Annotated in this window: 12 protein-coding genes; 6 read left to right on the top strand and 6 right to left on the bottom strand. The window is 75.0% G+C overall.

From position 1 onward, the window contains the following. Positions 1-17: 17 nt before the first annotated feature. Together FGE12_RS13360 and FGE12_RS13355 are read right to left on the bottom strand one after the other, a co-directional pair. The gene (locus FGE12_RS13360; protein WP_153866842.1) at positions 18-2018 is read right to left on the bottom strand and encodes a methyl-accepting chemotaxis protein; all 2001 of its coding nucleotides are present in this window, start codon (positions 2016-2018) and stop codon (positions 18-20) included. Positions 2019-2351: 333 nt separating this feature from the next. Then, positions 2352-3776, bottom strand: a complete 1425-nt coding sequence (locus FGE12_RS13355) for a cytochrome P450 (RefSeq protein WP_194797851.1) — start codon at positions 3774-3776, stop codon at positions 2352-2354. Positions 3777-3888: 112 nt separating this feature from the next. Between FGE12_RS13355 and FGE12_RS13350 the strand changes: the two genes are divergently transcribed. Both FGE12_RS13350 and FGE12_RS13345 read left to right on the top strand, forming a co-directional pair. Then, a complete protein-coding gene (locus FGE12_RS13350; protein WP_194797850.1) occupies positions 3889-4509 on the top strand; it encodes a TetR/AcrR family transcriptional regulator in 621 nt (206 codons plus the stop codon). Positions 4510-4605: 96 nt separating this feature from the next. Continuing rightward, positions 4606-5736 (top strand): hypothetical protein, encoded by a 1131-nt coding sequence (locus tag FGE12_RS13345; protein WP_153866839.1) that lies wholly within the window; start codon positions 4606-4608, stop codon positions 5734-5736. 57 nt (positions 5737-5793) lie between these two features. On the opposite strand, the gene FGE12_RS13340 is transcribed toward FGE12_RS13345, so the two are convergent. Then, positions 5794-6666 (bottom strand): alpha/beta fold hydrolase, encoded by an 873-nt coding sequence (locus FGE12_RS13340; RefSeq protein ID WP_153866838.1) that lies wholly within the window; start codon positions 6664-6666, stop codon positions 5794-5796. Between the two features lie 347 nt (positions 6667-7013). Then, positions 7014-7775 carry a hypothetical protein gene (locus FGE12_RS13335; RefSeq protein ID WP_153866837.1) on the bottom strand — a complete coding sequence of 254 codons (762 nt, stop codon included), beginning with the start codon at positions 7773-7775 and terminating at the stop codon, positions 7014-7016. Between the two features lie 294 nt (positions 7776-8069). Between FGE12_RS13335 and FGE12_RS13330 the strand changes: the two genes are divergently transcribed. Next, positions 8070-8483 carry a trypsin-like peptidase domain-containing protein gene (locus tag FGE12_RS13330; RefSeq protein WP_153866836.1) on the top strand — a complete coding sequence of 138 codons (414 nt, stop codon included), beginning with the start codon at positions 8070-8072 and terminating at the stop codon, positions 8481-8483. A 75-nt stretch (positions 8484-8558) separates the two neighbouring features. Here FGE12_RS13330 and FGE12_RS13325 read toward each other — a convergent pair whose 3' ends face one another. Together FGE12_RS13325 and FGE12_RS13320 are read right to left on the bottom strand one after the other, a co-directional pair. Then, positions 8559-9749 (bottom strand): NAD-dependent epimerase/dehydratase family protein, encoded by a 1191-nt coding sequence (locus tag FGE12_RS13325; protein WP_153866835.1) that lies wholly within the window; start codon positions 9747-9749, stop codon positions 8559-8561. Positions 9750-9781: 32 nt separating this feature from the next. Then, the gene (locus tag FGE12_RS13320) at positions 9782-11050 is read right to left on the bottom strand and encodes an NTP/NDP exchange transporter (protein ID WP_370458976.1); all 1269 of its coding nucleotides are present in this window, start codon (positions 11048-11050) and stop codon (positions 9782-9784) included. Positions 11051-11384: 334 nt separating this feature from the next. On the opposite strand from FGE12_RS13320, the gene FGE12_RS13315 reads away from it, so the two are divergent. From FGE12_RS13315 to FGE12_RS13305, 3 genes are all read left to right on the top strand, one after another. Next, positions 11385-12092, top strand: coding sequence for a DUF1361 domain-containing protein (locus FGE12_RS13315; RefSeq protein ID WP_153866833.1), 708 nt, complete (start codon positions 11385-11387; stop codon positions 12090-12092). Positions 12093-12170: 78 nt separating this feature from the next. Then, positions 12171-13025, top strand: a complete 855-nt coding sequence (locus FGE12_RS13310) for a class I SAM-dependent methyltransferase (protein ID WP_153866832.1) — start codon at positions 12171-12173, stop codon at positions 13023-13025. 411 nt (positions 13026-13436) lie between these two features. Then, the gene (locus FGE12_RS13305; RefSeq protein ID WP_370458975.1) at positions 13437-16349 is read left to right on the top strand and encodes a TonB-dependent receptor domain-containing protein; all 2913 of its coding nucleotides are present in this window, start codon (positions 13437-13439) and stop codon (positions 16347-16349) included.

The following is a 16349-nucleotide window of genomic DNA, read 5'->3' as shown; positions in this document are numbered from 1 at the left end:
CCCTGTCGCCGCCCTGCCTAGCGGCTCTCGAGCCTGGGCGAAGGGGCCGGGGTGGGTGCCACCGCAGGGCGCTGCGCGCGCACGGGCAGGTGCACGACGGGCCCGCCCGGCCGCGCGCTGCCGGCGTCCTCCGCGGTGCGGAAGAAGGACATGAGCTGCAGCAGGCTCTGCGCGTGGCTCGCCATCTCCTCCGCCGTGGCCGCCAGCTCCTCGGCGGCCGACGCGTTCTGCTGGGTGACGGAGTTGAGCCCCAGCACGGCCCGGTTCATCTGGCCCACGCTCTGCGACTGCTCGGTGCTGGCGGCCGCCACCTCCTTCACCAGCGCGCTCGTCTGCTGGATGCTGGGCACCAGCTCCTCGAGCATCCCGCCGGTGCGCTCCGCCTGGGCGACGCGCTGGGAGGCGAGCTCGACGATGTCGCGCGCGGCCCGCTGGCTGCCCTCCGCGAGCTTGCGCACCTCCGAGGCCACCACCGCGAAGCCGCGGCCGTGCTCGCCTGCGCGCGCCGCCTCGATGGCGGCGTTGAGCGCGAGCAGGTTCGTCTGGTACGCGATGTCCTCGATGATGGTGATGCGGCCCGCGATCTGCTTCATCGCCTCCACCAGCTCGGCCACCGCGCGGCCGCTCTCCGCCGCATCGTTCGCACCCTTGAGGGCGAGCGTATCCACGCGCGCGCTGTGGGTGGCGTTCTGGTCGATGGAGCTTCGCATCTGCTCGAGGCTCGCCGTCACCTCCTCGAAGGAGGCCGCCTGCTCGCTGGTGCCCGAGGAGAGCGCCTGGGAGGTCTGCGACAGCTGACCCGACGCCGAGGAGAGGGCGCTGGCGCCGTTGCGCACCTCGCCGATGACCTGCGCGAGCCGCTCGCTCATGGTGCGGAACGCCTCCGCGAGCGCGCCGATCTCGTCGGAGGAGCGGTGCTCGACCTGCTCGGTCAGGTTGCCCGCGGCAATCTGCGTGGCCACCTCCGAGATGCGCTCGAGCGGGCGGGTGACGCGGCGGACGACGACGAGGACCATGAGGGCGAGCGCGAGCAGCGCCAGCACCCCCAGGGCGAGCGTGAAGGTGCGCAGCTGGTGCGCCGGGGCGAGCACGGTCTCGAGCGGCGCGAACACGGTGAGGGCCCAGGGCGTCTCCGAGTGGCCGACGACGAAGGGCACCACGACCGCGATGGCCTCGGCGCCGAGCACGTCGGAGTGCACGCGGCCGACCTGGGTCTCGCGGCTGGCGAGCGCGCGCTTCACGAGCGCGTCCGCGGCCGAGTCCCCGAGCGGCTTGCCCAGCAGCTCCGCGTTGGGGTGCGCGATGAGGTTGCCCTGACTGGAGGTGAGCGTCGCGAAGCCCTTCTCGAAGGGCTTGATGGTCGCGACGAGCGCCTGCGTCTGCCGCAGGGGCATGTCCTCGCCGACGACGCCCATGAACTTGCCGTCCATCAGGATGGGCACCGAGATGCCGGTGATGAGCTCCGTCTTGCCCGCGGTCGTGTAGAAGTAGGGCTCGAGGAGGGTCTCCTTCTTCGTGGCGCGCGGCAGCAGGTAGCAGTCGCCGGGACCGGGCTTCTCGTAGTCCATCGCCACCTCCTGCTGGATGTTCCCGCTGCCCCGGTTCCACCAGGCCATGTGGCGGCCGGTGGCATCGACGAAGCCCTTGTTCGCGAACTTCGCGTCGGCGCCGTCGAAGGCGTTCGGCTCCCAGATGAACCAGAGGCCGAGGATCTCCGGCGTCTCCTCGACGGTGCGGCGCACCATCGCGGAGCCGAGCTCCCGGTCCGTGTTGCCCGCGAGCTTCAGGGCCGCGAGGGACTGCGCGATCGTGCGGGAGGTGAGCACCGAGCGCTCGAACCGCGCGTGCACCTGCGCCGCGGCGTCCCTCGCCAGCCCGGTCGCGGCCTGCGTCGCCTCCTCCTCCGCGACGCGTGAGGACTGCCGGCTGACGACGAGGACCACGAGGCCCAGCGTCAGCGCGATGACGCTGCAGAGGGTGACGAGAAGCTTGGTCGAGAGGCGGTGGCTGAGCGTCATGACTCGAAGGGGGAGCGGGGCCGCGGCGGCAGGGGAGCCGCTGCGGGAGGGCAGCGGCGAGAGCGTCACGCGCGTACCCCGCAGCAAGTCCCGCGCCCACGGCCGGACGCGCAGCCCGCTGCCTCGCCGCGCGTCCTGCGCTGCGCGAAGCCCAGAGCAATTACGACCACTTGCCAGGGCGGCGACGTGCCCGGCCGGGCACGCGGGAGCGGTGGCGGGCCCGCAGGCCCGAGTCCCAGCGGACCTGCGGTGGGGCGCCTCGTGCCCGCTTGCTCTCCCTGCTCAGCGCCCCCGTGGGGTCGGCGCACGCGTTCTCCGCGCCCACCCGGGCACTCACCCGACGACGCGCGACTCTTCCGGGCGCGGGCCCGCCCCGACCGCCGCGCGCTCGAGGCGCATGGGCAGTCCGCCGGAGGGCCGCAGCGTGGTGAGGTACTCGGGGCGGAGCGTGTACCCGTCGACGAGCCGGGGGCGGAAGCGCGGAGCGAGCGTGGCGAGCAGCAGCACCGCCTCGGTGAGGGCGAAGGTGTTGCCGATGCACTGGCGGGGCCCGGCGCTGAAGGGCAGGTAGGCGAAGCGGGGGCGGCGCTGCACGGCGGCCTCGTCCGCCCAGCGCTCGGGGCGGAAGGCGTCCGGGTCCTCCCAGTAGGCGGGGTGGCGGTGCAGCGCCATGGGGGCGACGACGACGGTGCCGCCCTTGCGCACGCGCGCGCCGCACACCACGTCGTCCGCCTCCACGCGCCGGAAGAAGATGTAGGCGGGCGGATAGAGGCGCAGCACCTCGTCCACCACGTGCCGGGTGTGGGCGAGCCGGGGCAGGTCCGCGAAGGTGGGTGAGCGGCCCTGCAGCTCGCGCGCGAGCTCGTCGCGCAGCCGCTCGGCCACGCGCGGGTGCTGGTCGAGCAGCGCCCACGCCCACCCCAGCGCGAGCGCCGTGGTCTCGTGTCCTGCGAGCAGCAGCGTCACCACCTCGTCGCGCAGCTGCGCGTCGCTCATCGCCTCGCCCGTGTCGGCGTCGCGCGCGGACACCAGCATGGACAGCAGGTCCTCCCCCGCCCCGCCCTCGCGCCGCTTGGCCTGCACCAGCTCGTCGACGATGGAGAAGAACGCGCGGTGCGCGGCGCGGAACGCGCGGTCCGAGCGGGTGGGCAGCACCGGGGGCAGGAAGCGCCGGCGGTTGTAGCGCTCGACGAACTGGGCGTTGAGGGTGTCCCACGCCTGGCGCACCTGCTCCGTCTTCGCCGCCAGCCTCGTGCCGAACAGCGCCTCGCCCACCACCTGCAGGGTGAGCGCGGACATGTCCTCCAGCATGGAGAAGGGGGCGCCGGAGGCGGCACGCGCCTCCCACGCGTCGCGGGTGCGCTCGGCCGCGCGCACCATCCGCTCCGCCATCGCCGCGATGCGGGCGCGGTGGAAGGCCGGCTGGGCGAGCCGCCGCTGGCGCAGCCAGTAGGGGCCCTCGCTCGTGAGCAGCCCGTTGCCCACGAGGCGGCGGATCATCGCGTAGGTGGGGTGGCGCTTGGTGTAGTTGCCCGCGTTGTCCTGCAGCACGCGCTTGAGCCCGTCCGGGTGGGTGACGAGGTAGTTCGTCCCCACGCCGTAGCGGTAGCGCGCCACGTCGCCGTAGGTGTCGCGGACGTGCGTCCAGCGCTGCAGGGGGTCCTCGCGGTGGCCGCGCAATAGCTTCCACACGCCCACCGGCGCGGGGCCCTCGGGCTCGCGCGCTGCCAGGAGCTCCTCCCTCGTCGCGTTGCTCATGGTGCTCCTCCGGGATGCCTTGCCCCTATCGAACACACGCCCGGGCGAGGCCTCAAGGAGTTTCGAGACGGTTGTGTTCCGTATATCCCCGCGGCTACCGTTGGCCGGCGAGATGGGCACGAGCGGAGAGGAACGGCGGCCAGGCCGGCCGCGCAGCGAGGAGGCGCACCAGGCCATCCTGGCCTCGGCGATCGCGCTCGTGCGCGAGGTGGGCTACGACCGGGTGCGCATGGACGCGGTCGCCCGGCGCGCTGGCGTGGGCAAGGCCACCGTGTACCGGCGGTGGAAGACCTGCGAGGCGCTCGTCTGCGAGGCGCTCGAGCGGCTGGTGAGCGCCCTGCCGGTGCCGGACACGGGGCGCCTGCGCGACGACCTGCTGCGGCTGATGGACGGGCAGCTCGGGCTGTACCGCGACGAGGCCACGGGCGAGCTGCTGTCGGGGCTGGTGGCGGGCATGGCCCGCAGTGCGCCGCTCGCGCGCACGGTGCGCGAGGGCTTCTTCGCCGCCGGACGCGCGGGCTTCCTTCTCGCGCTGCGACGGGGCGTGCGACGGGGCGAGCTGCGGCGCGGGCTGGACCTCGAGCTCGCCCTGGACGCGCTGCAGGGCCCGCTCTTCTACCGCTTCCTCTTCACCGGCGCGCCGCTCGACCGGAGGGTGACCCGCACGCTGGTGGATGCACTGCTGCGCGCGTTTGCGCCGCCGGTACGCGCGCGCGCGCCAGCGCACGGGTGAGGCGGACCGCTGGTTGTCCTGCGCGTCGGTGGAGTATGTCGGCGCGTCGGGCCCTGCTGGGCCCCGAGTCCCCACGCGTCGTCCGGAGCCCCCGCCATGCGGCAAGCGCCATCGTCCCTCTCCCGTGCGCTCGTGCTGTGCGCCGGCCTGCTCTCCACCACCCCTGCGCTTGCCCAGGCGGGCAACGCACGGGCGCTCGCGCTCGCGCGCACCTCGCCCACGGCGCGCACCGCCTACGCGGACCTGCTGCGTACTGCGCGCGGCCTGCGGGACAAGGCGCTGCGCGAGGCCACGGTGGGCCTGCTCGAGAACCCGCGGCCGACCTTCACGGAGCGGCTCGCCCTGCCCGAGGCGCGCGAGCGCGTGCGCGCGCAGCTGGTGGAGCAGGGCCTGCTGGATGCCGCGGTCACGCTCGAGCAGCTGTTTCCGCCGCTGCCACCGGCGCCCGCAGCGCCCCAGCCCTTCCTCTCGGCGCCGGGCCAGGCGGTGCACGGCCACCATGGCTACCCGGGCGGTCTCGCCGAGCACACCGCCTTCAACACCCGCAGTGGCCTCGCGCTCGTGCAGGACTACGAGCGGGTGTACGGCTTTGCGCCCGGGACCCTGCGCTCGGACTGGGTGGCTGCCGCCGCCATCCTCCATGACGCGATGAAGCCGTGGGTGTTGCAGTGGCAGCCCGACGGAGGCCTGACGACGCAGCCGCGGGTGGGCGGCACCGCGTCCCACCACGCGTTCATCGTCGCCGAGGCGCTCCACCGCGAGCTGCCCGCCGCGTTCGTCGTCGTGCTCGCCTCGGCGCACGAAGCGCCTCTGGGCCCCTCCGCCGCGCACGTCGTGGACTACCTGCGCGCAGGCGCCCTCCTCGCCGGCGTGGACCCCGTGGAGGCGGGGCTGCTGCGCAAAGGCGGACAGGGCTTCGAGCTGGCCGCGCCCGCCCCTGCCGAGGCCGTCATCCACCACCTGTCCGACCACGACTACGTCCTCACCGACCCCGCCGCTGGACAGGTGGAGGCGCTGCTCGACCAGCTGGCGCAGGCGGAGGCCGGCGCGCCGCTGCCCGGGTCCCGCCTGCGCTGGATGCACCACCGGGTCCAGGCCCTCGTGCCGGGCGTGGTGCTGTACACCGCCTACGCGCGCGGCGGCGAAGCGGCGGTGCGCACGGCGCTGCGGGAGCGGCACATCCCGCTGCTGAGTGATGCGGACGCGTCCGCAGCGGAGGCCCCATGAGGTGCGCTGGGCGGTGAGCGAGTCCGGAGTCGACGCTTCCCTGCCCCGCGGCCCGGGTCAGGCGCGGGCGACCGCGTCCCGCAGGAAGCGGCCCACCGCCTCGCGGAAGGCCTCCGGCGCGTCGATCCACGGGAAGTGGCCGGCCTCGGGGAGGACGAGGGCGCGAGCCGAGGGGAAGCAGCGCGCGACGGCGTGCACGGACGCGACGCCGGTGATGCCGTCGCGCGCCCCGCCCACCACGAGCACCGGCGCCCGCACGCGCGCCAGCTGCGCGGCGAGCCCCGCGGTGTCGACACCGCCCGCGTCGCGCCCGTAGCCCTCCTCCGCGGCGGCGCTGGACTGCGCCTCCGCCCCGGCTGCGTGCGCCTGGATGCGCGCGTCCCAGCGGCCGTAGAAGAAGGGGCGCGTGCGGCGCACGAGCGGCTGCTGCGCCTCGGGCGGAGCGCTCGCGAGCGCGCGCTCCGCCGCTGCGGCGTCCGCGTACCAGGGCTCGCCCGCGCGCGAGGCGCGGATGGCAGGGACGTCCGCGTGCCGGCCGCCCTGCAGCCGGTCGCTCGGCGTCACCAGCACCAGCGCGCCTACGCCATCGGGGTGCCGCGCCGCCCACACCTCGGCGACCACGGCGCCCGCGGAGTGCGCGAGCACGTCCATCCGCGCGAGGCCCAGGTGCGCGCGAGCGGCCTCGAGGTCGTCCGCGAGCCGGTCGAAGCGCAGCGTGGACGGGTCCGCCGGCATCTCGCTGCTCCCCGTCCCGCGCGGGTCCAGCAGCAGCAGCGTCCGCTCCTCCGCGAGGCCCGCGAGGTCCTCCAGATACACGGACGCGCGGCCCGGCCCTCCCGGATGGCACAGCAGCGGAGGGCCGCGGCCGAGCTCGGTGAGCGCGAGCCGGGTTCCGTCGGGGGAGGAGAAGGTGCGCGTGCGGCGGTCCATGCGCCCCGTCTACACCCGGGCTCCCCCACCCCGCGCCCCTGCGGCCTCCGGAAGGTCCGCGGGTGACCGTCGAGGGCTGCGAGCGTCTCGGGCACGAGCGCCAGCGGGCCCGCGGAAGGACGAGCAGGCAGGCGGCCTGAACCCCTCCGCGGTGCGGCCCTGCGGGGGGGCTGCCCTGCCGCCCGCAGGCCCGCCGTTCTCCCCGCAGTGGCGCCGCTGGTATGGCGAGGCGAGCATCGGGGTTGGGGGGCCACCTGCGCCCCTTCATCGGCGGTTGAGGCGAGCGCCTCCGGGGCCTCGGGGCTTCTCGAAGCCGACCTGGAAGCGCTCTCGCACCGCCGATGCGGCTAGCGGGGGTTGCGCCCGGTGCGGCGCCGGCGCGCCGTCTCCTGCAGGTTCTCCACGCCCGCGGGCACCGTGGTGGTGACGGGGCCTGCGGCGGCGGGCGTCGTCGTGCGGGAAAGGTTCTCGATGCCGCTGCCGCGCTCCGTCGCGGTCCTGCGCTCGCGCACCGGGCGCGTGGTGCGGGTGAGGTCCTCCGTGCCCGCGTCCGGCACGGTCACCACGGCGGTGCGCGGGTCGGCGGGCGTCTGCGTTTCCGAGAGGTTCTCCACGCCCGAGCGGCGGCTCTCGCGCTCCGGGTGGGGGCGCGCGGGGCGCTGCGTCCGCGACAGGTTCTCCACGCGGAAGTCCTCGCGAGCGGGCGCCGTCTCGCGGATGCGCAGGCCGGAGTCCGCGAGGTTCTCCACGCCCGCACCGCGCCGAGTGGTGGTGGTGGTGGCAGTCGCAGGCGCCGCACGGCGGGCCGTGTCGCGCAGGTTCTCTACGCGGCCGCCGCCGCGTGGGGCGGGCTCGGGCGTGTGGCCCACGCGCCGGTCGGAGAGGTTCTCCACGCGGCCGCTGCGGGCGCCCGCGCGCTTCGCGGCTGCACCGGTGCGCGCCGTCACAGCAGCGCCCGCGCGAGGCGCACCCGTGCGAGACGCGCTGCGCGCCGCCGTGCCACCGCGCTTCGCCCCCGCACCCTTCGCCGCAGCGCCGCGGGCGCTCGTCGCAGCCGCGCGCTTCGTGACCGGAGCCTTCTTCGCCTGCGCCTTCTTCTTCTGGGCCATCGTCGTCTCCCGTTGAGCGAGTGCGTGCGTGTCGAGCGGCGTCCTCCGCGAGGAGGTCGGCCCGCTGGGTCCACCGTTTCACCTCTGCCCGCGGGCGGGGATGCAATCTCCCGCGCGCGGACCCCGCTGTGTGGAACTGGGCGGCACGGCAGGCAGCCGTCACCACTTGCGGGATTCCGGAGCCCTACCGGGTCGCAGGCGGGGCCTCGCCTCCACCGGCGACGACGGCTTCGCCTGGCGGCCCCAGGGCCTGCACTGGCCGCACGCGCAGGCGGAGTCCCTGCCGCCGGGCCGATGCTGGTGCTGCCGGCGACAGCCCACGGCGCGCCTCCCGGCGACAACTCGAAGGACCTCGCGGCGTTCATCGCTCCGGAGAGCGCGGCATCGCGGGTGCTGCCCCTCGCGACGCAGAACCCCAAGGTCGGCGACGACGTGTGGCTCGTGGCCGAGGTGCGCGGCGGCCGCTCCGTCGGCACGCACCTGCATCGCGCGCGGGTGGTGGAGTCGAAGCGGACGACGCTCGCCTACACCTTCGAGGACCCGACGCTGGAGCTGCGGGCGACCAGCGGTGCCCCCGTGGTCAATGCGAAGGGCGAGGTCGTCGGCGTCAACCTCGGGGGCGGCCACCAGGGCGACTCCCTCTACGGGGTCGCGCACCCGGTGCAGAGCGTGCGTGCGCACCTGGAGGGCAGGGGCTCCGCGCCCTGAGGCGGACGCGGCGTCAGCGCGCGGCGCAAGGCGCCATGGGCTGACGGCGAGGGACTGTGCCCCCCAACGCTGCGCCTACCGCTGCGATTCGGCGTGCCAGGCCTTCAGCACCTCTTGCTCGCGCTCGGGCTTGAGGCCGGCGCGGCTGCTGAACTTCACCTGCTGCTCGGGGGGCAATCCCTCGAACCAGGTCACCGTGTCGCGCGCGGTCTCGGCGATGGGGCGGAAAGTGAGCCCCTGCGCAATCGCCCTCTGGCTGATGATGGTGTTCGCGCCCAGGGTGTCGCCCTCGGCGGGAATCCACATCGGCATGTCCTGCCAGGGCGTCACGTTCTGCTTCTCGAGGAAGGCGGCCGGCACCCAGGTGAAGTGCGCGTCGCTCGGCACGCCCTGCTTCACCTGCTCCAGCATCTGGCGCATCGAGGTGCGCTGCGCGGGGCCCACGGCGTTGTAGGTGCCCATGGCCTTCTGCTCCACCATGTGGATGGTCCACTTCGCCAGGTCGCGCGCGTCGATGACCTGGGCGGGGTCCTCCCCCGTGCCCGGCGCGAGCACCTCGCCGCCGCGCTTCACGCGCAGGGGCCAGTAGGTGAAGCGGCCCGTGGGGTCCCCGGGCCCGACGATGAGCCCGGGGCGGATGACCGTCACGCGGCCCGGCATCGCCCGCTCCGCGGCCTTCTCGCACAGCGCCTTGAGCGCGCCGTAGTTCTCCGGGACGTTCTCGTTCGTCTCGTCGGCGATGGTCGCGAGCGGCGCGCTCTCGTCCATCCCCGGCTTGCTCAGGTCCGCGTAGACCGAGATGGTGGAGATGAACACGTACTGCTTCACGTTCGGGGCGAGCAGCTCCGCGCTCGCGCCCACGATGCGCGGCACGTAGCCGCTGGTGTCGATGACCGCGTCCCACTGCTTGCCCTTCAGGGCCTCGAGCCCGGGCGCATTCTTCGGGTCGCGGTCGCCCTGCAGCTTCTCGATGGTCTCGTCCTTCGCGAAGAGGCCGGGGCGCGTCTTGCCGCGGTTGAAGAGCGTGAGGTGGTGGCCGCGCGCCTGCGCCGCCTCCACCAGCTCGGGGCCGAGGAAGCCCGTGCCGCCGAGAATCAGGATGCGCAAGGGCGCGCTCTTCGCCTGGGCACTGCCTGCGCTCGCGGCAGCGGTGCTGCTGCCCGCGTCCGCCGCGCCCGACTTCTTCCCGGCCGTGCAGCCCGCGGCCACCACGGCCCCGGCGACCAGCGCGATCTGCACCACCTGCCTGCGGCTCAGCTTCGTCATGGCTTCTCCCCTCGTGAATGTGCGGCGGCCCTTCAGCGCGCGGCGGACGCCTCCTGCGCCTCCACCTGGTCCACGGTGAGGTGCGCGCGCGCGGCGCGGGCCTGGTGGCGCGCGAGGTACACCGCGACCACGCCCCACAGCACGGCGAGCGGCGTGCCCAGCAGCGCGAGCCCGGCGAGCCCGAGGCCCAGCCCCGTGAGCCCCGTCTGCAGCCAGGTGCTGACGAGATCGCCGCCGCGGTACACCGCCGTGTCGATGAAGCTCTTGGACTTGTAGCGCTCCTCGCGGTCCACGCTGGTGAAGAGCACCTCGCGGCTGGGCCGGTCGATGGCGTAGTGCACCGAGCTGCGCAGGGCGCGAAAGACCGTGAGCATCGCGAGCGACGGCGACACCGCGAGGGCGAGGAAGCCCAGTGCCGTGACCACAGGCGTGAGCAGGAGCCCCGTCACAAGCCCGAGCCGGTCCAGCAGGCGCCCGGTGACCAGGACCTGGAGGAACAGCGTGAGGCCCTGCACCCAGAACTCGATGTTCGCGAAGGCCTGGACGCGGCCCGCCGTGTCGCTCGCGTGCGTCGCCACCAGCTGGAGCTGCTGGATGTACAGGAACGTGGAGGTGACGGTGTAGAGCAGGACCTGGAGGCCCAGCATCAGCAGGAAACGCGAGCGCAGCATCAGCTGGAAGCCGGCGAAGACGCCGCCGCCCACCGGCGCCTCGTTGCGCGGCACGAGCGGCGGGCGGCGCTCGCTGGCCACGTGGGCCCAGGCGGTGAGCCGCTTCACGCACACGATCGCGACCACGAGCAGCGCCGCGGAAACCAGCAGGAGGTTGGTCGCCCCCAGCGGCTTCACCAGCCGCGCCGTGAGCAGCGGCCCGAGAATGGCACCCAGCGTGCCGCCCGCCGCGATGAAGCCGAAGAGGCGCTTGCCCTGCTCGCTCACGAACAGGTCCGCCATGAAGCTCCAGAACACGGAGACGACGAAGAGGTTGTAGACGCTGGCCCAGACGAAGAAGGAGCGCGCCACGGCCCGCGGCGCCACGCCTGCCTCCATCAGCGCGTAGAAGGCGACCAGGTTGAGCAGGAAGAAGCCGTACACGTACGGGATGACGCGGTGGCGCGGGTAGCGCGCGACGAGCGCCGAGTAGAGCGGCACCGCCACCAGCATCGCGCCGAAGGTGATGCTGAAGGTCACCGAGGTGCTCAGCAGCTTCATGCTCCCGGCGACGAGCATCGCGTCGCGCAGCGGCTTGAGGATGGCGTAGCCGCACATGAGGCAGAAGAAGTAGGCGAAGCTCCAGAGCATCGCCCGGACCTCCTCGCCCCGTACGTCGACCAGTCGCCGCAGCATGGAGTGTGCGCTCGCCCCTCGTGTGCCGGCGCGCCCTGCGCCGCCGTGGGCGCCCGAACCTCCGGGGCCCGGGTCTATTCCCTCCTTCGGTGCAGGGGGCGGCGGAGTGCGCGTGGAGTCGTGGGCCATGCCGGAGGCAGACGCTAGCGCCGCCGCCGGCGCGTGGGCGGCGCACGTGGCGCAGGGCGCGCGCCGGCCCCTCTGCCGGGCCGTGCACCGTGCGGGCAGGGTGCATTCCCACATCCGGACAGGTGACGCGCTGGCGCAGGCCTTGCTCCCCGGGTCGCGCATGGCCTTCCCCCTCCCGGACTCTCCTGCTCGTGCGCGGGCGCTCGCCCGCACGGCGCCGCCCGCCTGCGGCCTGCTGCCCGCGCTGCTGGGCAGCGCCGCCGCGCTCGCGCTGCTCCTCCTGCGGCTGCGGCTGAGCGAGCGCGCGAGCTTCATCTTCCTCGCCTGGAACCTCGCGCTCGCCTGGGCGCCGTATGCGTTTGCCCTCTGCGCCGCGGCGCTGGGGCCGCGCGCGCCCGCGCCGCTGCAGGGGGCGCTGCTCGTGCTCTGGGCGCTCTTCCTGCCCAACGCGCCCTACCTGCTCACGGACTTCGTGCACCTGCGCGTGCGCCCCGGCGTGCCCGTGTGGCTGGACATCGGGCTGCTCGCGCTCTTCGCCGCCACGGGCTGGCTGCTGGGGCTGCTCTCGCTCGAGGTGTGGCGCGCGCGCTGGGAGGCGCGCTGGGGCGCGGCGGCCGCGTGGGCGCTCGCGGCGCTCACCTGCGTCGCGTGCGGCTACGGCATCTGGCTGGGACGGGTGCTGCGCTGGAACAGCTGGGACCTGCTCGGCGCGCCCGGCGCGCTCTGCCTCCAGGTGCTCGCGCACCTGCGCGCGCCCTCCGCCCACCCCGGGCTGCTCAGCGTGACGGGGGTGTTCGGCGCGCTGATGCTGCTGTCCTCGGTAGCCTTTGCGCTCCTGCGCCGCACGCCGGCCCCGCCGCGCGCGTAGGCCGCCACCGCGCACGCCGCGCGCCGTTCGGGTAAGCAGGAGCGCGGAACCGCGCAGCACCCGGGGGAGGCAGCGGCCATGGCGAGGAAGGACCTGCACGAGGCGAACCGCCTCACCTGGAACGCGGCCACCGCCGCGCACGAGAGCCACAAGGGTGGCCAGGCGCGCTTCCTGCGCGAGGGGGGCAGCACGCTGTTTCCCGAGGAGCTCGCGCTGCTGGGGCCGCTCGCGGGCAAGCGCCTGGCGCACCTGCAGTGCAACGCAGGAGCGGACTCCCTCAGCCTCGCGGCGCGGGGCGCGAGGGTGACGGGCGTGGACATCAGCGACGTGGCGGTGGACAGGGCGCGCGCGCTCTCGCGCGACACGGGCCTCGCCGCCACCTTCGAGCGCGCGGACGTGCTGGACTGGCTGCAGGAGGCGCCCGAGTGCCGCTTCGACCTCGCCTTCAGCTCCTACGGCGCCATCCTCTGGCTCAGCGACCTCGGCGCCTGGGCGCGCGGGCTCGCGCGGGTGCTCGCCCCCGGCGGGCGCTTCTGCCTCGTGGAGTTCCACCCGGTGCTCGGCCTCTTCGAGCCGGGGCCGGACGGGCGCCTGCAGCTCACCCATCCGTACGGCGGCGGCGTGCACGTGCAGACGCCGGGCGTGGGCGACTACGTGGCCCAGTCGGGCGAGGGGCTGGTGCCCTGGGGCTACGAGGAGGGGGTGAAGGACTTCCGCAACCCGCACCCGGACCACTCCTTCCAGTGGGGCCTCGCGGACGTGGTGGGCGCGCTGCTCGCGGCGGGGCTCACCCTCGAGCGCTTCGAGGAGTACCCGTACGCCAACGGCTGCCGGCTGCTGCCCGGGATGCGCGAGGTGGGCCCGCGCCGCTACGCGCTCGCCGAGGACGTGCCCGCGCTGCCGCTGATGTACGCGCTGAGCGCGCGGCGCTGAGGCGGACGGAAGAAGGGAGGAGGGCCGGCGCGCTCCAGAGGCGCACCGGCCCTCCCCTCCCGAGGAGGTCCTCGGCCGTTGAAGCAGGTGAAGCGACTCGAGACGCCGTCGATGGAGCACCGCCCCGGCGCGGCGTGCGCCATGAGCAACCCGTGGGCCAGAGAGGCGGCAGCACCGGCGCACGTGCAATCCCGCGCACTTGAGCGCCCGGGGCTGCGGCGTCCTCGCGCACCCGCGCTGTAAAGCGCGCTGACAGCGCGCAGGCCAAGTCGTGGGCCCTGCTGGGCTTTCGCCTGGCGGTACGGGTGGCGCAAACCCGGACAGCGGCGTGTTCTCCCGCTGGACATGCGCGGCGCCCCCCGCGCCTCCGTGCTTGCACCCCCGGGTGAGCCCCGGCGCACAATGCGCCCCGTGTCCCCCCTGCCCCCCCGCTCCACCGCCCTCGCGGCCGCGCTCGCGCTCGCGCTGCTGATGCTGCTCGGCGCCCCGGCCGCGCGCGCCGCGAGCAGCACCGCGGACGAGGCGGACGTGGCCTTCGAGCTGGGCAACGAGGCGTACGCGAAGGGCAACTTCAACCTCGCGCTGCAGCAGTACTTCACCAGCTACCGCCTGGTGCCCAACCGCAGCGTGCTCTTCAACATCGCGCGCTGCTACGAGGCGCTCGAGCGCCCCACCGAGGCCTACCGCTACTACGACGAGCTCTCGCAGTCGCCCGAGGGCCTCGGCTCGGGGTTGGATGACGACGACGTGACGGAGGTGCGCCGCTCGCTCGAGCGGCTGCGGCCGAAGGTGGCGCTGGTGCGCGTGGACTCGAACCCGCGCGGCGCGGACCTCTACGTGGGGCGGCTGGACGCGGCGGGCGCGCGCGGCAAGACGCCGCTCACGCTGGTGCTGCCGCCCGGGGTGCGCGCGCGGCTCATCGCGCGCAAGGAGGGCTTTCGCCCGGCCGAGGCCTTCGTGGTGCCGGTGAAGGGGCGCCAGCTCGCGCAGGCGCTCGAGCTCGCGCCCATCGTGGGCCAGGTGGAGCTCACGGGCAGCCCCGAGGGCGCCGAGGTGCGCGAGGGAGGCCCCGGCGGGGCGCTCGTGGGCCGGGTGCCCGGGAAGTTCCCGCTCTCCGCCGGGCGCCACCAGCTGCACGTGAGCGCGCCGGGCCACGCGAGCGCGAGCGTGGCGGTGGACGTGCCGGAGGACGGCAGCGTGCAGGCGCAGGTGGCGCTCGAGGAGGGGCACGAGGCGGGGCCCACCGGGCGCCTGCGCGTGACGGCGAGCCGCGAGGGCGCGCACCTCAAGGTGGACGGCAAGCCGCAGGGCACCCTGCCCGCGCTGCTCACCCTGAGCGAGGGCCCGCACACCCTGGAGGTGGAGAGCAACGAGGTGCGCCCGCAGCAGCAGCAGGTGGAGGTGGTGCGCGACCAGGAGACGAGCGTGCACCTGGCGCTGCGCTACACGCCGCCGCCCGTCGCGGCCGCCACCGGCCGCCCCACCCCCATGGACGCGCTCGCCGCCTCCACCACCGTGCTCTCCCAGGAGGAGCTGCGCGCCTTCGGCTACACCACGCTCTCGGAGGCGCTCGCGGGGGTGAGCGGCTTCTTCCTCACCGACGACCGCCGCCTCACCTCGCTCGGGGTGCGCGGCTTCGAGGCCCCCTCCGACGTGGGCAGCCGCCTGCTGGTGCTCTGGGACGGCCACCCGCTCAACGGCGGCTGGGACGCGCGCGCGTACGCGGGGAGCGACCTGGCGGTGGACCTGGACGAGGTGGAGCGGCTCGAGGTGGTGCGCGGCCCCGCGAGCCTGCTCTACGGCTCGGGCGCGCTGCTCGGGGTGGTGAACGTGGTGCCGCGCGACTCGCTCGGCGCAGGCCAGCACCTGGAGGTGACGGGCGCGCTCGCGGCGCTGGGCGGGGTGCGCGGGCACGCCACCGCCTCGCTCGAGGCGCAGGGCGGCCCTGCCCGCAGCCTCCTCTTGAGCGCGGCGGTGGGGCGCAGCCGCGGCGCGGAGTTCACTGCGCTCTCCGAAGGCGTCACGGTGGAGGGGCTCGACGAGGAGCGCGCCGCGAGCGCGAGCGCGCGCGCCCGCCTGGGCAGCTTCACCCTGCTCGGCCAGCTGGATGCGCGGCGCAAGGACATCCCCACCGCCCCGCGCGGCACGCTCGTGGGCGCGGCCGGCACCCAGGCGCAGACGGTGCGCGCCTTCGCCGAGGCGCGCTGGGAGCACCGCTTCGGCGAGCGCGCGAGCCTGAGCGTGCGCGGGAGCTACGACGCGAGCCGCGTGCGCGGCCACTGGGCCTACGCGGCGGGCGCCGGGCGCAGCACGGACGCGGGGGCCACCGACGCGCTGGGCGGCGAGGCGCGGCTGGGGCTGCAGCTGGGCGCGCGCCAGCAGCTCACCCTCGGGGTGCAGGCGCAGGGGCAGCTGCGCGCGGAAGGAGAGCGGCTCGCCCCCGAGAGCGACGCCGCGCCCGACACCGTCTCGCTGCCGGGGCGCACGCAGCTCGGCCTCTTCGTGCGCGACGAGGTGCAGCTGCACCCGCGGCTGCAGCTGCTCGGCGGCCTGCGCGTGGACAGCGTGCAGGGGGTGGACGGGCTGCCGGTGTCCGCGGAGCTCGCGCTGCTCGCGCACCCCTACGCCGCGGGGCTCACCCGGCTCTCGGTGGGCCGGGCCTTTCGCGCCCCCAGCCCGCGCGAGCTCTACGCGCCCGCGCTCGCGCCGGGCGCCGGCGCAGTGGCCGGTTCGACGCTCGGCTCGGAGTACGCGGCCACGCTCGCCCTCGAGCACTCGCACGACCTGAACGACGCGCTGCGCCTCACCGTGGGCGCGAGCCTCACCCGGCTCAGCGACCTGGTGGTGCTCGCGCCGCAGGACGGCTGCGTCACGGCGGCCTGCGTCGCGTTCGCGAACGCCGAGGGCAGCGCCCGGGACTGGAGCGCGGAGGCCGGCCTGCACTGGCAGCCGGGGCGGCTGCTGCTGGTGGACGTCTCCTACACCTGGGCGCGGCTGGAGGAGGCGCCCGCGGAGGTGGCGGCGCTGGGGCCTCGCCACCTCGCCACGGCGCGGCTGCTCCTGCCCGTGGCGGACGGCAGCGTGCGGCTCGCCACCCAGGCGACGTACCAGAGCGCGCGCGGCGGGGGGCGCGGCTCGGAGGGCGGCGAGGCGCTGCTGGTGGGGCTCGGCGTCTCGGGCGACTACGGGCGGCTGCGCTACTTCGCCGGCGTGCAGAACCTGCTGGATGCCGCGTACGCCCTGCCCTCGCTCGCGCCGAGCGCCGCGAGCGCCGTGCCCCAGTACCGCCGCACCTTCACCCTGCAGCTCACCGGCAGCTACTGA

Source organism: Aggregicoccus sp. 17bor-14 (assembly GCF_009659535.1).
Lineage (GTDB): Bacteria > Myxococcota > Myxococcia > Myxococcales > Myxococcaceae > Aggregicoccus.
This window is presented reverse-complemented; position numbering and strand designations above follow the sequence as displayed.

Excerpts from the sequence above, each read along its gene's own strand:
- FGE12_RS13355 (WP_194797851.1), bottom strand. The coding sequence starts at position 3,776 with ATGAGCAACGCGACGAGGGAGGAGCTCCTGGCAGCGCGCGAGCCCGAG.
- FGE12_RS13340 (WP_153866838.1), bottom strand. The coding sequence starts at position 6,666 with ATGGACCGCCGCACGCGCACCTTCTCCTCCCCCGACGGAACCCGGCTC.
- FGE12_RS13310 (WP_153866832.1), top strand. The coding sequence starts at position 12,171 with ATGGCGAGGAAGGACCTGCACGAGGCGAACCGCCTCACCTGGAACGCG.
- FGE12_RS13360 (WP_153866842.1), bottom strand. The coding sequence starts at position 2,018 with ATGACGCTCAGCCACCGCCTCTCGACCAAGCTTCTCGTCACCCTCTGC.
- FGE12_RS13345 (WP_153866839.1), top strand. The coding sequence starts at position 4,606 with ATGCGGCAAGCGCCATCGTCCCTCTCCCGTGCGCTCGTGCTGTGCGCC.
- FGE12_RS13325 (WP_153866835.1), bottom strand. The coding sequence starts at position 9,749 with ATGACGAAGCTGAGCCGCAGGCAGGTGGTGCAGATCGCGCTGGTCGCC.
- FGE12_RS13320 (WP_370458976.1), bottom strand. The coding sequence starts at position 11,050 with ATGCTCTGGAGCTTCGCCTACTTCTTCTGCCTCATGTGCGGCTACGCC.
- FGE12_RS13315 (WP_153866833.1), top strand. The coding sequence starts at position 11,385 with ATGGCCTTCCCCCTCCCGGACTCTCCTGCTCGTGCGCGGGCGCTCGCC.
- FGE12_RS13330 (WP_153866836.1), top strand. The coding sequence starts at position 8,070 with ATGCTGGTGCTGCCGGCGACAGCCCACGGCGCGCCTCCCGGCGACAAC.
- FGE12_RS13335 (WP_153866837.1), bottom strand. The coding sequence starts at position 7,775 with ATGGCCCAGAAGAAGAAGGCGCAGGCGAAGAAGGCTCCGGTCACGAAG.
- FGE12_RS13350 (WP_194797850.1), top strand. The coding sequence starts at position 3,889 with ATGGGCACGAGCGGAGAGGAACGGCGGCCAGGCCGGCCGCGCAGCGAG.